This is a genomic window from Sphaerisporangium sp. NPDC049002 (assembly GCF_040649355.1).
GTDB lineage: Bacteria > Actinomycetota > Actinomycetes > Streptosporangiales > Streptosporangiaceae > Sphaerisporangium.
In genome coordinates, this window is the sequence record NZ_JBEZFH010000082.1 from 1 (window position 1) to 14,628 (window position 14,628).

Below are 14,628 nucleotides of genomic sequence, written 5' to 3' on the forward strand. Positions count from 1 at the left end.
GGGGTACCGGGGGCCCGACCTCGCGCGCCGCCTCGTCGAGGCGGCCACCGCCGGCGGCGCCCGCGCGCTCGGCCTGGCCACGGGCCCCGGCCGCATCGGCTCGCTCGCGGCGGGCACGCGGTGCGACTTCGCCGTCTTCGCCATCGATCCCGGCGAGAGGGACCCGTACCGGAGCCTGGTCGAGGACGGGCCGGGGCGCTGCGTGGCCACGGTCACGGGCGGTGACCAGGCCGGTCGCGTACACCTCGTGAACTCCACCCCGGACGCTCGCCGTGGGTGCTAACCTCGCAGCGATCTTCACGAGATCGAGCGCGATATCACATCTTTATAGGCCTCACGCTAGGCGCGGAGATATGGCCCCTCAGAATCGCACTATTCGCTATAGGTTATATTCGCTGCTCAGCCTGCCGATTGTCGCGCTAATCGTGCTCTGGACCTATATCACCGGGCACATCGTGGGCGACTTCTTCGACCTCCGCAGAGCGGTGACGCTGTTCGAGCAGGTCGCGAGCCCCGCCGCGGTCGTGGCCGGCCACGTGCAGCACGAGCGCCAGCTGTCGTCCATCTTCCTGAGCGGCGACTCCCCCGACGGCGGGCGCCTGTCGGCCGCGCGCGAGGAGACCGACAGGGCCGTGGTCCTGTTCCACCAGCGCGCCACCTCGCTGGAGGGCCAGTCGGCCACCGGCCCCGAGGAGGTCCAGAGCCTCACGGAGCTGGAGAGGCAGCTCGCCAGGCTCAAGCTGATCCGCGAGGACGTCGACGCCCGCGCGACCAGCCGTCTCCAGGCGATCCTGCAGTACACCGATATCCAGGATTCGCTCTATCAGATGTACGACCAGCTCGTCACCGTGCCCGAGCTGGCGCTCTACCGCAAGGCGGCGGGCCTGCAGACGGTCGTGAGGTCCCGCGAGCTGCTCTCCCAGGAGGACGCCCTGCTCTCCGGTGCCATCCTGCAGGGCTCGCTCGACGACGAGGAGCAGCGCGAGTTCGCCCAGATGGTCGCCGGGCGCAGGCTGCTGCTCGGCCGGGGCCTCCAGGCGCTCGACACGGAGCTGCGCCGGCCGTACGACGACCTGCTCGCCTCCGCCGACTACAAGCGGTTCACCACCATGGAGAACCAGGTGATCTCGCGCGGCGGGCGCCCGGAGCAGTCCGCCGCCTGGCAGCCCCTCGCCGACCAGCTCGGGTCGCGGATCGACCAGCTCGGCGTCAGCCGTGCCGGCCTGCTGAACGCCCGCACCGACGCCGCCGCCTCGGGGATCATCGCCCAGATCGTCATCGCGGGCGGGCTCGGCCTCATCGCGATCCTCATGGCCGTGATCCTTTCGGCGCGCCTCGGACGGGGGCTCGCCCAGGAGCTGGCCGGCCTGCGCAGCGCCGCCCTGGACCTCGCCGACGTACGGCTCCCCAGGGTCGTCGCCAAACTGCGCGACAGCGAGGCCGTGGACGTCGAGAGCGAGGCGCCGCCGATCCCCGTCACCGGCACCACGATGGAGGTGCAGGACCTCGCCCAGGCGTTCTCGACGGTGCGGCGGACCGCCGTCGAGGCCGCGGTCGGCCAGGCGGACCTCCGCAAGGGCGTCAGCCTGGTCTTCCGCAACCTGGCCCGGCGCAACCAGTCGCTGCTGCACCGCCAGCTCACCCAGCTCGACTCCATGCAGCGCAAGACCGGCGCGCCCGACGCCCTGTCGGACCTGTTCCGGCTCGACCACCTCACCACGCGCATGCGCCGCCAGGCGGAGGGCCTGATCATCCTGTCCGGGGCGCCCGCGGGGCGGGCCTGGCGCAAGCCCGTCCCGATGCACGACGTCGTACGGGGAGCCGTGGCCGAGGTCGAGGACTACACGCGCGTCACCGTGCTCCCGATGACCGACGCCTCGCTGGTGGGCACGGCCGTCGCCGACGTGATCCACCTGCTCGCCGAGCTGGTGGAGAACGCCACCGTCTTCTCCCCGCCCAGCACCCGGGTCACGATCAAGGGCGAGCTGGTGGGGCGGGGGTTCGCCGTCGAGATCGAGGACCGGGGCCTCGGGATGAACGACGAGGACCGCGCGGAGGTCAACCGCCGCCTGGCCAACCCCCCGGAGTTCAACCTGGCCGACAGCGACCGGCTCGGCCTGTTCGTGGTGAACCAGCTCGCCGACCGGCACGACGCCAAGGTCTCGCTGCGCCGCTCGCCGTACGGCGGCACCACCGCCGTGGTGCTGCTGCCGCACACCCTGATCATCCCCGCGGGCCAGGACGGGCCGCCCTCCGCGCGGGAGACCGGCGTGAGCACCCACTCGCTCGCCCCGGCCATAGAACCGGCTCCCGAACCGGGCAAGCCCCTGTAACCGGAAGATCGGCGCTCAGAGGCGGCCGGCGGCGAGGACGGTGACCAGCTCGGGGATGCCGTCGACGATCACGTCGGCGCGCCGCGCGCCGGGCCGTTCGGCGTGCAGGTAGCCCCACGGGCCGCGACGCAGCAGCGCCGTGCGCATGCCGGCCTCACGGGCGGGGAGGACGTCGTTGTCGAGCCGGTCGCCGACGTAGAGGATCTCGCCGGGCTCCCTGCCGGCGACGGCGGCGACCTTGGCGAAGAACTCCGGCCGGGGCTTGCTGACGCCCCACCCGGCCGAGGTGTGGACGGCGTCCACGGGCAGGTCCATCGCCACCAGCGCGTCGTAGGCCTGCGGGGGCTGGTTGCCCGCGATGATCAGCTGGTAGCCCGCCTCGCGCAGCGCCGTCAGGCCGGGCCGCACATCGGGGTAGAGATCGTCGGCGTCGAAGTTCTCCCGCAGGCCGCCCGGGTCGTCACGGCGCCACGCCTCCATCTCGGCCTCCACGTCCAGGCCGGGACGCACCACCTCGAAGGCGTCCCTGTGCGACCGGTCGAGCGCGGCCATGCCGCCGAGCACCCCGAGCATGACGAACCGCGGGACCCCCAGCCGGTCGGCCCATCGCGACCAGATGCGCGTCTCGTCGACGAGCGTCTCCCCGACATCGAACACCACCGCCCCGACCACGGGACCTCCTCCTCGCAGGCGCCCTGAAAACCCTACCCGGCCGCCGGACCGCCTCCCGATCCCCCGTGCGGGGCGGTGCCTTGGGATTCAGCGGCCTACAAGCCAGTTCCAAGAGTGCCCGGCGAGCCTTTGAAGGTCGGCACGCCGGCCGTCCACGTCGATCAGACCGATCACGGGACAGCAAGGGTGAAGCGATCCACATCTCGTACGGCACGCCAGGCGCAGTCCGGAGGAGTGAAGAGATGAGCGGCAGGACCTTCCCCGGTTTCGACGGCACCCTCACCGTCGAGCACGAGGCACTCGTGGCCACCGTCCGTGACCAGTGGCTGCGGGACGGCCTCACCACCGCACCCGTCGACAGGGACCGCGCGGAAGAGGCCGTGCGCGGGGCCTACCGCGCGGCCGGCCTGGAGCCTCCCCGTCGCACGGTCTGGACCGACTCACCGCTCAGCGCGTTCTCGGCCGCCGCGCCCTTCAGGCCGATCGACGTCGACAGGTTCCCCTTCGAGGACCGGCTCAGGGACGACGTCGATCGCATGCTCCACGCGAGGCTCGGCGTGCGGCTCTGGGACCGGTTACGCGACCAGCTCAAGAGCCGCCTGTGGGACCAGCTCTGGAACGGGCTCAGGGGCCGGCTCCGCGGCCAGGTCCTCGGCCATCTCAACGACCGGTCCAGCTCCGAGCCCTGCTTGTACGTGTGGGGCGCGCTCGGGGTGTGGGGCGACGCCTACTGGATCGCGCTCTACACCTGCGCGCTGCGCGTCGCGCTCATGGACGCCGACGAGCGCCTGGACGCGCTGGCGGAGGTGACCCGGCTGGTGGGCTGGTGGTTCCCCCTGGACGGCGCGGCCGTGCTGTGCGAGCGGCCCCTGCTGGTGCGGCGCGACGAGGACCACCGGCTCCACAGCGCGACCGGGCCCGCCCTCGCCTGGCCCGACGGGAGCGCCGTCTACGCCTGGCACGGCACGCGCGTCCCCGCGTGGGTCGTCACCACCCCCACCACGGACGCGATCCTCGCCGAGGACGACGTAGAGGTCCGCAGGTGCGCCATCGAGTCGCTCGGCTGGGACCGCTACGTCGCCGACGCCGGACTGACGCTCGTCGCCGAGGCCGAGGAGCCGCGCGACTCCGGGCGGGTGCTGGCGCTGTACGAGGTCCCCGAGCGGATCCTCGGCGAACCGGCGCGGGTCCTGCTGCACAGCGCCGCGCCCGACGCCCGCGACGGGGTCCGCCGGGCCTCGGCGCTGGTGGTCCCCGCCGAGGTCGCCACGCCTTTCGACGCCGCGGGGTGGGCGCACGGCCTCACCGGGGACCAGTACGCGTCGGCGTGGCCCTACGGAGACACTCCGTAGAGGTGACGCGCCGCGCGGTACTTGCGGGGTGTCTCCGGTGACTCGGTAGGATGCCCGACGTGAGCGGTCGCGAGGGTCGACAGTCCTATCATCATGGTGACCTGCGACGCGTCCTGCTCGACACCGCCCTTTTGGCAGTCACGAAGGACGGCCCGGCGGCGCTGAGCCTCCGCGACGTCGCGCGCCAGGCCGACGTCTCCCACGCCGCGCCCACCCACCACTTCCGCAACAAGGCGGGCCTTCTGACCGCGCTGGCGGTCGAGGGCTACCACCTGCTGGCCGACGAGCTTGAGCGGGCGCAGGTGGCGGGGGGCCTCGCCGAGCAGGGCGTGGCCTACGTGATGTTCGCCGTGGCCCACCCGGGCCACTTCGCGGTCATCCGCGCCCCCGACCTGCTCAACGTCCGCGACCCCGACTTCGTCGCCGCGCGCGAGCGCGCGGGTCATCAGCTCCTGCACGGCACGGCCGAGCAACTCGGCTCCACCGACCGCACGATCGCGATCGCCGTCTGGGCGCTGATGCACGGGCTGGCGAGCCTCATCCTGGAGGGCAACATCCGGCCGGGCGACGACGTCGAAGGCCTCGCCCGCGCCCTCAGCCACCACCTCAGCCCGCGCTGACCCGCGTGACGAGGCCGCCCTCCAGGTTCACCTTTCGTCCGCCGCCGGTCCACCGGCCGGCGCGCCGCAGCGCACCGGCAGCGTGCGCCTGCCGTTGAAGATGACGGACGGAGTCCGTTCCACCTGCTCTTCCGGGACGGCCAGGGCGAGGCCGGGGAACCGGGCGAACAGGGCGGGAAGCGCGACCGCCGCCTCCAGCCGGGACAGGTGCGCGCCGATGCAGGCGTGCGCGCCGTACCCGAAGGAGGTGTGGCCTCCGCTCGGGTGGGGGCGGGTGATGTCGAACAGGTGGGCGTTCTCCCCGTAGCGCTCGGGGTCGCGGCCCATGCAGACGTAGGAGATGATGACGGGCTCGCCCTGGCGGATGCGGACGCCCTCGACCTCGGTGTCCTCGGTGGCGTACCGGAAGGCGACGTTGCTCGCGGGCGGGTCCCAGCGCAGGACCTCCTCGATCGCGTTCTTCCACGGCTGGGTGCCGTCGAGGAGCATGGCGAGCTGGCCGGGATGGGCGAGCAGGGCGCGGACCGCGTTGATCAGCAGGTAGACCGTGGTCTCGTGCCCCGCGGCGATCATCAGCTGTAGCGTCCCCACGAGCTCGGCGTCGGTGAGCCCTGCCCGGTTCACCAGTGCGCTGGTGAGGTCGTCCCCGGGTTCGGCGCGCCTGAGGGCGATCAGATCGGTGAGGGCCTGGTGCAGGGCCTGGTGGGTGGCCATGACCTGCTCGGGCGTGGCCAGCTCGTCGAAGAACGTGTTGAACAGGCGGTGCAGTTCCTGGTGCCAGTCCCCCGGGACGCCGAGCAGTTCGCCGATCACGGTCATCGGCAGGGGGAAGGCGAACTCGCTCTTGAGGTCCACGACGCCGTCCGGGGCCGTGCTCGCCTGCGCGGCGAGCAGGTCGAGGTAGGTCGCGGTGATCTCCTCCACGCGGGAGCGCAGCCTCTCCACCCGCTGGCCGGTGAACTCCCTGGCGAGCGGGGTACGAAGGCGGCGCTGTTCCTCGCCGTCGGTGGTCAGCATGTTGGGTCCCGAGGCGACCAGGCCGAGCAGTGGCCAGGAGGGCGGTACCTCTCCGCGCCCGAAGGCCCCCCAGTACTTGATGTCCTTGGCGAAGCGCGCGGTGTCGACCATGAGTTCGCGGGCGGTGCTGTCGCGGGTGACCGCCCAGGCCGTCACCTCGCCGAGCATCTCGACCGGGACCACGGGCCCGAGTGAGCGCAGGTGTGCGGCCTCCTCGTGCACGTCCGGCGCCAGGGGGTCGAGCCGCAGCAGAGGAGCGGCCAGCGTGAGTTCCATTGTGCTTTCCCAGTGGAGAGGGGGGTCGTGAGTGTGCGCGGAGGCACGGAGGCGGTGGTCTCCTCCGCTCCTGCGGAGGAGACCACGCCGTGGTGAGGGTGCGTTCAGCCCCTGGCCGGAAGGCCGAGGCCCCGGATCCGGACGGATCCGTCGAGCTGGGCGCCGTCCATGTGGCGGCTCAGCTCGGAGGCGGTCGCCTCGTACTCGCCCGCCCCTTCGCCGACGCGGTGGGCGATGACGCGCACCGTGTCCTCGTAGTGGGACGAGTACCTGTCGGTGCCCGGGCAGGCGTACCAGCCGAGCCGCTCGAACAGCAGGTGCTGCCCGTCGGCCGTGCCGGAGGTGGCGATCAACAGCGGAGCGCCCACCGCCCGGCCCGCGGCCATGACCGCCGCCACCATCCAGGCCCCGAGCCCGAGGCCCCTGGCCCGGGGCGAGACGACCAGGCGGCCCGCCTCGTGGACGGGCGTGCCCATGGCCCGCAGTCCGGTGAGCATGGCCGCGTAGCCCTGCCGTCCCAGGTGGTCGATGGCCTGGAACTCGCCCGGAGACTCCGGTGGCACCAGGCGGACGCTCGCCGCGATCTCCGCCTCCGGGCCGAGATGCGCGGTCAGGTGGTAGGACCCGAAATCCAGGCCCTGCTCGTCGATGTACCGGCCACTCTCGTCGCGGAAGTCCGGCCGACGGCCGCGGTCGTACAGAACCTCCGCCCGGAACTCACGAATCCCCGCCAGCCACGGCATCGGAGGTTCGTAGGCGGGCTGGTGGCGAATGCGGAGTTCGAGCGTCTTCCCTCCCCCGGCGGGAGCGGGAGACGTCGTGGGCAACCCCTCGGAGAGACAGGTCGCGCCGAAAGGGGCCGAGCTCACACGCCGACCTTCGTCTTCCCCAGGTCTGCCTTGGCGAGCTCGAAGCATTCGGCCATGAACGCCGCGTAGGACGCGAGTGCGGCCCTGCCCGTCTGAATCATGGTCTCCACGGCGTCCGGATTCCCGGTGAGGATCCCGTCCAGCTGGCGCCGGTTGAAGGCCGTGTGGCCCGCGTCGAGTTCGACATGCTCGGCAAGGAAGCTGTAGCATTCCGTGCCGGTACCGAAGATCTTTTCGCAGCTGGTGACCAGCGTCGGGCCGATCGTCACCGACAGCCGCTCGATCTCGTACTCGATGGCGATCTGGGCGAAGGGGGCCGGTCCCGAGATCACCTGCTCGTGCAGCTTGGCGTAGAAGTTCGCGCTGGCCAGAGGGGCCGCTCCCAGCAGATCGTCCGCGTCGACCGGCTCGCCGAAGCGCTCCTGCCACCAGCCGGCGATGGCCCGCACGTCGTCGACCATCATGCTGTCGTGGCCGGCCTCGGCGCGGGAGTGCGCCTTGAGCGCCTTTTCGAGCTGGTCCATCCCCAGCTCTCCGCACCGCTCGCCGGCGCTGGAGATCCAGCGTTCGACGTCGTGCGTCATGTGGATGCCGTGGGCGTTGTAACGCAGCATCCATCGGGCGAACAGTTTCTCGTCGCAGGAGGGGGAGGTCACCTGCGAGACCGCGGAGTCCACGGCGAACTGCCGCCGGCTGGACTCAAGCGAGGATTCGTACCGTTCCATCAGAGCACTCAAGGCGTCGTCCTTGTTCGTCACTCGAGAGTGGATTCTCGAAAGATGCCGGGCGCGTCAGGGCGCGATCCCGTGCGGCCTGTTCCGATTTCTGATCGGAGGTCGGCCGCGGATCGTCCCTCCGGGGTGGATCGCGCGCCCGCATCAATGTTGTCAGTGCAAAGATGTGCTATTCGGACCATCATGTCAATAGTTCGCATGCGGCCGAAAATATGTTCACCTTGACGTAACGCGGACCGCCGCGGGCTCACGGGTGGCCGGTCACCCCGTGAGCTGAGCCAGGGCCTTGTGGATGCGTTTGTCGGAGACGGGGTACGGGGTGCCGAGGGTCTGGGCGAAGTAGCTGACACGCAGCTCTTCGAGCATCCAGCGGATGTCGGTGACCGCGCCCTCCGACCTGCGGGCAGGGGGAAGCCTCTCAAGCGTCTCCTCGTACACGTCTCGCACCCGGTCGAGCTGGAGCATGCGCTCGCGGTCGCGGTAGGGGTCATCGGGCAGCTTCTCCAGCCGCCGCTCCACCGCGCGCAGGTAACGCTGCAGGTCGGGCAGCCGCCTTTCGCCGGTGGCGGTGACGAAGCCGGGGAACACCAGCGACGACAGGTGCTCCTCGATCTCCTCAAGGGTGTCGGCCGGGCTTCTCATCGCGCCGAGGGTGGCGCGCACCGTCTGCCAGATCGCGAGAACGCGCTCGACCCTGGCCACGACCTCGGAGACGGTGTCGAAGAGCTCGGCACGTACGTGCTCGTGGACGCGCTGGAAGTCCGCGGGCTTCCACGCCGGGCCGCCCGACTCGGCGATGAGCTTGTCCGCCGCGCAGGTGACGCAGTCCTCGAACAACTCGGCGGCGTCCCGGTGCGGGCTGTGGCTGAGGGCCAGCTTCTGCGAGGTGGTGAGGCCGCGCAGGATCGCCTTCGCCGGGGAGGTGACGTTGAGAAGGACGAGCCGCCGCGTGCCCGCCCACATCGCGGTCCGCTGCTCGGCCTCGGTCTCGAAGACCCTGATCGCGACGCTGCCGCCCTCGTCGACCAGCGCCGGGTAGGCCTTGACCCGTCCCTGCTCGAACAGCTTGGGCAGTTCGCCGAAGGTCCAGGAGCGCAGGCCGGTGCGTTCGAGCTCCTCGCCCGCGCGGGAGAGCGTGGCGCGCATCTTCGGCGCGAGCCGCCGCTTCAACGCCGACAGGTCCTTGTCCTCGGCGACGGTCTTCCTGCGCTCGTCGACGACGCGGTAGGTGACCCTCAGGTGGTCGGGCAGGCGGGCGGGATCGAAGGCGTCGGGCGGCACCCGGACGCCGGTCAGCTGGAACAGCTCCCGGGCCACCGCGTCGACGAGCGGCTCGTTCCCGGGCGTGACCTTTTCGAGCACCGCCTTGGCGTAGTTGGGCGCGGGAACGAAGTTGCGCCGGATCGGCTTCGGCAGCGACCGGATCAGCTCGACGACCAGTTCCTCGCGGAGCCCGGGGATCTGCCAGTCGAAGCCGTCGCCGTCGACCTGGTTGAGCACCTGGAGCGGGACGTGGACGGTCACGCCGTCGGCGTCCGCCCCGGGCTCGAACTGGTAGGTGAGCCGCATCCGCTGGCCGCCCTGCCGCCAGGCGTCGGGGTAGGCCTCCTGAAGGCCGCCGGCGTCCGCGTTCTGGTTGATGAGCATGTCGGTGGAGAACGTCAGCAGGTCGGGCTCGACCTGACGCTGCCGCTTCCACCAGGTGTCGAAGTGGGCGGCGGAAAGGACGCTCTCGGGCACCCGCTTGTCGTAGAAGTCGAACAGCGTCTCGTCGTCGACCAGGATGTCGCGGCGGCGGGCGCGGTTCTCCAGCTCCTCGACCTCCGACAGCAGCCGCCGGTTCTCCTTGAGGAAACGGTGGTGGGTGTCCCAGTCGCCCTCGACCAGGCCGTGACGGATGAACAGCTCCCGCGACAGCTCGGGGTCGACGCGGCCGTAGTTGACCTTGCGCTCGACCACGATCGGCACGCCGTAGAGGGTGACCTTCTCGTACGCCATGACCGCGCCCTGGTTCTTCTCCCAGTGCGGCTCGCTGTAGGTGCGCTTGACGAGGTGCTGGGCGAGCGGCTCGACCCACTCGGGCTCGATCTTGGCGACGACCCGCGCCCACAGGCGTGAGGTCTCGACCAGCTCCCCGGCCATGACCCAGCGGGGCTGCTTCCTGAACAGCGCCGAGCCGGGGAAGATCGCGAATCGCGCGTTGCGGGCCCCGATGTACTCGCGGACCGCCCTGCGGCGCGGGCCGGGGTCGTTCTTGTCGGCCTTCTCGACGTCCATCAGCCCGATGTGCGAGAGCATCCCGGCGAGCAGGGAGACGTGGATTCGGTACGGCTCCGGGCGCGTGGTGTTGAGCGTGACGCCCATGCCCTTGGCGACCTGCTTGAGCTGGCTGTAGATGTCCTGCCACTCACGGACGCGCAGGTAGTTGAGGAAGTCGGCCTTGCACATGCGCCGGAACTGGCCGGAGGACAGCTCGCGCTGCTGCTCGCGGAGGTGGTCCCACAGGTTCAGGTAGGACAGGAAGTCGGACTCCTTGTCGGCGAAGCGCGCGTGCTTCTGGTCGGCCTGGGCCTGCTTGTCGGCGGGCCGCTCGCGGGGGTCCTGGATGGACAGCGCCGCCGCGATGACCATGACCTCGGTGGCGCAGCCGTTGCCGTCGGCGGCCAGCACCATGCGGGCGAGCCGGGGGTCGACCGGGAGCTGGGCCAGCTTGCCGCCGATCGCCGTGAGCTTGCGGTGCTCGTCGAAGGCGCCGAGCTCCTGCAACAGGTTGACGCCGTCCTTCACCTGCCGCTGGTCCGGCGGCTCGACGAACGGGAACGCCCCGATGTCGCCCAGCCCGAGCGAGGTCATCTGGAGGATGACCGAGGCGAGGTTGGTGCGGAGGATCTCGGGGTCGGTGAACTCGGGCCGTCCGAGGAAGTCCTCCTCGGAGTAGAGCCGGACGCAGATGCCGTCGGAGGTGCGGCCGCAGCGGCCCTTGCGCTGGTTGGCGGAGGCCTGCGAGATCGGCTCGATCGGCAGGCGCTGCACCTTGAGCCGGTGGCTGTAGCGGGAGACGCGCGCGAAGCCGGGGTCGACGACGTACTTGATGCCGGGGACCGTCAGCGAGGTCTCCGCGACGTTGGTCGCGAGGACGATCCTGCGCCCCCTGTGGGCCTGGAAGACGCGATGCTGCTCGCCCGACGACAGCCGCGCGTACAGCGGGAGGACCTCTTCCTTGCGGCCCTTGAGCGCCTCGGCGGTGTCCCTGATCTCGCGCTCGCCGCTGAGGAAGACCAGGATGTCGCCGGGGCCCTCGGCGCACAGCTCGTCGACCGCGTCGACGATCGCCTGGGCCTGGTCCTCCTGGTCCTCGCTGATCGGCCGGTGGCGGACCTCGACGGGGTAGGTGCGCCCGGAGACCTCCACGATCGGGGCGTCGCCGAAGTGCCGGGAGAACCTCTCGGGGTCGATGGTCGCCGAGGTGATGATCAGCTTGAGGTCCGGGCGCTTGGGAAGCAGCTGCTTCAGATAGCCCAGGATGAAGTCGATGTTGAGGCTGCGCTCGTGAGCCTCGTCGATGATCAGCGTGTCGTAGCGCGACAGGAGCCGGTCGCGCTGCATCTCGGCCAGCAGGATGCCGTCGGTCATGAGCTTGACGAGCGTGCCCTCGCCGGACTGGTCGGTGAACCGCACCTTGTATCCCACGGCCTCGCCGAGCGGGGTGTCCAGCTCCTCGGCGATGCGCTCGGCCACCGTGCGCGCCGCGATGCGGCGGGGCTGCGTGTGGCCGATCTGGCCCCTGATCCCCCGGCCGAGCTCCAGGCAGATCTTCGGGATCTGGGTGGTCTTGCCCGAACCCGTCTCGCCCGCGACGATGACCACCTGGTGGTCCCGTACGGCGTCCAAAATGTCGTCCCTGCGCTGGCTGACCGGCAGGCTCGCGGGATAGGTGATCTCGGGCACCAGCGCCCGCCGGGCGCCGACGCGGGCCTCCGCGGCCTCGATCTCGGTGGTCACCTGGTCGGTGATCGCCCGCAGGGCCTTCCCGTCGCGCACCCTGCGAGCGCCGTCGAGACGGCGGCGGAGCCTGATCTCGTCGCGCAGCATCAGCGCGGGCAGGCGTTCACGCAGGTCGGTCAGGGGCGATTTCAACGAAACTGTTCCCATGGTCGCTTTCCCGGCCGTCTCGTCAGACAGCCGCCACCGGCAAGGATAAGCAACCCGCCCCCCGTCTTCGCCAACGGTTTACCGGTGGCCCCGCGCCCCCGCCCTCTCGGGCGGGGGCGGAGCGCGCTCAGTGAGCGGTGAGCAGTTCGCCCGGAGAGTCGCGGACGAACCGCAACGCCTTCTCCAGGCAGACGATGGCCCCGTGTTTCGGCCGGTTCATGAAGCGGACGTCGTCGGCGAGCGCCCGCATGATCTGGAGCCCCCGCCCGTGCTCCGCCAGCGGCGATCTCACACCCACCTTGTCGGGGTCGAACCCGCTGCCGGTGTCGACCACAGTGATCACGAATTTGCCGGCGACGAGCTGTGCGCTCACCGTGTACTCATCGGTCTCGGAAGCGTGCCTGATGACGTTGGAACACGCCTCGGTGAGCATGAGCTGGATGTCCTCCTTGATCTGCCGTTCGACGCCGAGCACCTCCAGCTCCGCCCCAAGGATCTGCCTGGTGACGGACACGCTCGCTGCATCGCGCGGCAAGCGCAATGCGATGGTCACCTCCACGGTGCCTCCTTCCGGCCCACCTTGATAAAGGTGCCCCCAGGGCCCGGTACAAACACAGAAGGCGCCAGGAAATACGGTCGCCGGGGTGGCCGTACCAGGCCGTCAGGGGGCGTCAGGGGGTCTGCACCGGCCGCGCGGCCAGGGCGGCCCCGATGATGCCCGCCTCGTTCTGGAGGATCGCGGGAACGAGCGGGGTCCCCGTGAGCTCGATGTGGGGCAGGAACTTGTCCGCCTTCTTGCTCACTCCCCCGCCGATGATGATCAGCGATGGCGACAGCAGGGCCTGGATGCGCTCCAGGTACTCCTGCACCCGGTGCGCCCACTTGTCCCAGCTCAGGTCGTGCTCCTCGCGGGCGTGGTCGGAGGCGCGGTGCTCGGCCTCGTGGCCCTTGATCTCGATGTGCCCGAACTCGGTGTTGGGGACGAGGACGCCGTCCATGATGAGGGCGCTGCCGATCCCCGTCCCGAAGGTCAGCATCACCACGAGCCCCCCGCGGTCCCTGCCCGCGCCGAACCTCGCCTCGGCCACGCCCGCCGCGTCGGCGTCGTTCAGGACCGTGACGTCGAGCCCGGTCGCGTCCGCGAACAGCTTCCTCGCGTCGAGGTCGATCCAGGCGTGGTCGACGTTCGCGGCGGTCCTGGTCACCCCGTCCACCACGACCCCGGGGTAGGTGATCCCGACGGGCCCCGTCCACGAGAAGTGCTCGACGATCCGCCGGACGACCTCGGCGACGGGTCCGGGAGCCGACGGGCTCGGTGTCGGTATCCGCAGGCGCTCCGCGAGGAGCGTTCCCGTCACCGTGTCCACCGGGGCGCCCTTGATCCCCGATCCGCCGATGTCGATTCCCAATACGTTCATGCCACTCCTCACAGTGCCCACGATGCCCGTGCAGCCCTTATTGCCGGGATGCGACCGGTGATGCGCGCCGGCGCTCGCCGGAACCGACACCCTACGGAAGATCCGGGCCGGTCCGTGGATCGCCCGATCCTCAGCGCCGGAGGTGTCCGTTCTGGTAGGCATTGGTGAATGATGTGGCTAATGCGCCGTGCGCCCCTGACGATCGCCCTCACCGCCGCCCTGACGGCGGCCTGCGGGGTCGTACAGCCGGGGCCGGACACGGCGTCGCCCACCCCGGCCGCGACCGGCGGCGCCCGGCAGTCCCTCGCGAAGGATCGCGTGAAGGCTCCCGCGAAGGCGACTCCGGAGCCGTCCGCCTCGCCCGCTCGCCCGCCACGGGTCCCGCGCGGCACGGAGGCGGGCTTCATGGTCTTCGACCGCGCCACGGGAAGGGCGACGGTCGGGTACGAGGTCCACACCCGGTTCCGGTCGGCGTCGGTCGTCAAGATCCTCATCGCGGTGGACTACCTGGAGTCGCGCGAGCCGGGTACGGCCGTCCCCGCGCGCGACCGCGATCTGCTCCGGCGGATGCTCCGCTCCAGCGACGACGACGCCGCGACGGCCTTGTGGAAGCGCGGCGGCCAGGGGGCGATCGTCGACCGGATGGTCCGCCGGGCGGGCCTGACCGAGACCGAGCGGCCTCCCGCGTCCAAGCCGGGCTTCTGGGGCTATACCGCGCTGAGCGCGGCGGACGTCGTGTGGACGTACCGCTATCTGCTGGATCGGGCGGACCCCAAGGTCCGCGACCTGGTCCTCGGCCACCTGCGCGACGCCACGCGGTGCGCCGCCGACGACTTCGACCAGTATTTCGGCATCCCGAGCGCCCTGCCCCGGCCGTGGGCGGTCAAGCAGGGCTGGTCGGGGTACGGCTCCACGCCCGCCGTCCGGTGCGCCGGCACGCGCGCGAGCAGCGTGTCCGAGACGGTGGCCGGGCCCATGGAAGCCCCGGCCGTCGCGACGGCGGCCGGGCCGCCGGTGAACCTGAGCCGCCCCGTGCTCCACACCACCGGCCTGGTCGGCAAGGGAGACCGCCTGATCGTCGCCGTGCTCACCCTCCAACCGGCCGGGGCCTCCTTCACGGACTCCGCCACCCGGCTCACCGCCCTCACCAGGGCCGTCTACCGCAGCGGACGCCCGAGGTGAGCG

The 14,628-nt window shown here is 71.0% G+C and carries 12 protein-coding genes; 5 read left to right on the forward strand and 7 right to left on the reverse strand.

Features of this window, described 5'->3' with window-relative positions; genetic code table 11:
* Nucleotides 1–283: amidohydrolase family protein (locus AB0B89_RS17975; protein ID WP_358553642.1), on the forward strand; the 283-nt coding region annotated here is incomplete at its 5' end.
* Nucleotides 284–425: 142 nt separating this feature from the next.
* Nucleotides 426–2,333, forward strand: a complete 1,908-nt coding sequence (locus AB0B89_RS17980; RefSeq protein ID WP_358553644.1) for a nitrate- and nitrite sensing domain-containing protein — start codon at nucleotides 426–428, stop codon at nucleotides 2,331–2,333.
* A 15-nt stretch (nucleotides 2,334–2,348) separates the two neighbouring features.
* Here the strand turns inward: AB0B89_RS17980 and AB0B89_RS17985 are convergent, their stop codons facing one another.
* Nucleotides 2,349–3,005, reverse strand: a complete 657-nt coding sequence (locus AB0B89_RS17985; RefSeq protein ID WP_358553646.1) for an HAD family hydrolase — start codon at nucleotides 3,003–3,005, stop codon at nucleotides 2,349–2,351.
* Between the two features lie 242 nt (nucleotides 3,006–3,247).
* Between AB0B89_RS17985 and AB0B89_RS17990 the strand changes: the two genes are divergently transcribed.
* Nucleotides 3,248–4,357 (forward strand): DUF6745 domain-containing protein, encoded by a 1,110-nt coding sequence (locus tag AB0B89_RS17990; protein ID WP_358553648.1) that lies wholly within the window; start codon nucleotides 3,248–3,250, stop codon nucleotides 4,355–4,357.
* A 59-nt stretch (nucleotides 4,358–4,416) separates the two neighbouring features.
* Nucleotides 4,417–4,977, forward strand: coding sequence for a TetR/AcrR family transcriptional regulator (locus AB0B89_RS17995; protein ID WP_358553650.1), 561 nt, complete (start codon nucleotides 4,417–4,419; stop codon nucleotides 4,975–4,977).
* 27 nt (nucleotides 4,978–5,004) lie between these two features.
* On the opposite strand, the gene AB0B89_RS18000 is transcribed toward AB0B89_RS17995, so the two are convergent.
* From AB0B89_RS18000 to ppgK, 6 genes are all read right to left on the reverse strand, one after another.
* Nucleotides 5,005–6,270, reverse strand: a complete 1,266-nt coding sequence (locus AB0B89_RS18000; protein WP_358553652.1) for a cytochrome P450 — start codon at nucleotides 6,268–6,270, stop codon at nucleotides 5,005–5,007.
* A 104-nt stretch (nucleotides 6,271–6,374) separates the two neighbouring features.
* Entirely contained in the window at nucleotides 6,375–7,139 is a 765-nt protein-coding gene (locus AB0B89_RS18005) for a GNAT family N-acetyltransferase (RefSeq protein WP_358553654.1), read from the reverse strand.
* Nucleotides 7,136–7,876, reverse strand: coding sequence for a hypothetical protein (locus AB0B89_RS18010; RefSeq protein ID WP_358553656.1), 741 nt, complete (start codon nucleotides 7,874–7,876; stop codon nucleotides 7,136–7,138). The genes AB0B89_RS18005 and AB0B89_RS18010 overlap by 4 nt, the downstream gene beginning before the upstream one ends.
* Nucleotides 7,877–8,134: 258 nt before the next feature.
* Nucleotides 8,135–12,025, reverse strand: coding sequence for an ATP-dependent RNA helicase HrpA (hrpA, locus tag AB0B89_RS18015; RefSeq protein ID WP_358553658.1), 3,891 nt, complete (start codon nucleotides 12,023–12,025; stop codon nucleotides 8,135–8,137).
* A gap of 127 nt (nucleotides 12,026–12,152) precedes the next feature.
* Nucleotides 12,153–12,584 carry an ATP-binding protein gene (locus AB0B89_RS18020; protein ID WP_358553660.1) on the reverse strand — a complete coding sequence of 144 codons (432 nt, stop codon included), beginning with the start codon at nucleotides 12,582–12,584 and terminating at the stop codon, nucleotides 12,153–12,155.
* A gap of 112 nt (nucleotides 12,585–12,696) precedes the next feature.
* Nucleotides 12,697–13,443 (reverse strand): polyphosphate--glucose phosphotransferase, encoded by a 747-nt coding sequence (gene ppgK, locus AB0B89_RS18025; protein WP_358553662.1) that lies wholly within the window; start codon nucleotides 13,441–13,443, stop codon nucleotides 12,697–12,699.
* Nucleotides 13,444–13,623: 180 nt separating this feature from the next.
* Between ppgK and AB0B89_RS18030 the strand changes: the two genes are divergently transcribed.
* A complete protein-coding gene (locus AB0B89_RS18030; protein ID WP_358553664.1) occupies nucleotides 13,624–14,625 on the forward strand; it encodes a hypothetical protein in 1,002 nt (333 codons plus the stop codon).
* Nucleotides 14,626–14,628: the final 3 nt, after the last annotated feature.

Coding starts and splice junctions, on each gene's coding strand:
- AB0B89_RS17990 (WP_358553648.1), top strand. CDS start 3,248: ATGAGCGGCAGGACCTTCCCCGGTTTCGACGGCACCCTCACCGTCGAG.
- AB0B89_RS18000 (WP_358553652.1), bottom strand. CDS start 6,270: ATGGAACTCACGCTGGCCGCTCCTCTGCTGCGGCTCGACCCCCTGGCG.
- hrpA (WP_358553658.1), bottom strand. CDS start 12,025: ATGGGAACAGTTTCGTTGAAATCGCCCCTGACCGACCTGCGTGAACGC.
- ppgK (WP_358553662.1), bottom strand. CDS start 13,443: ATGAACGTATTGGGAATCGACATCGGCGGATCGGGGATCAAGGGCGCC.
- AB0B89_RS18030 (WP_358553664.1), top strand. CDS start 13,624: ATGCGCCGTGCGCCCCTGACGATCGCCCTCACCGCCGCCCTGACGGCG.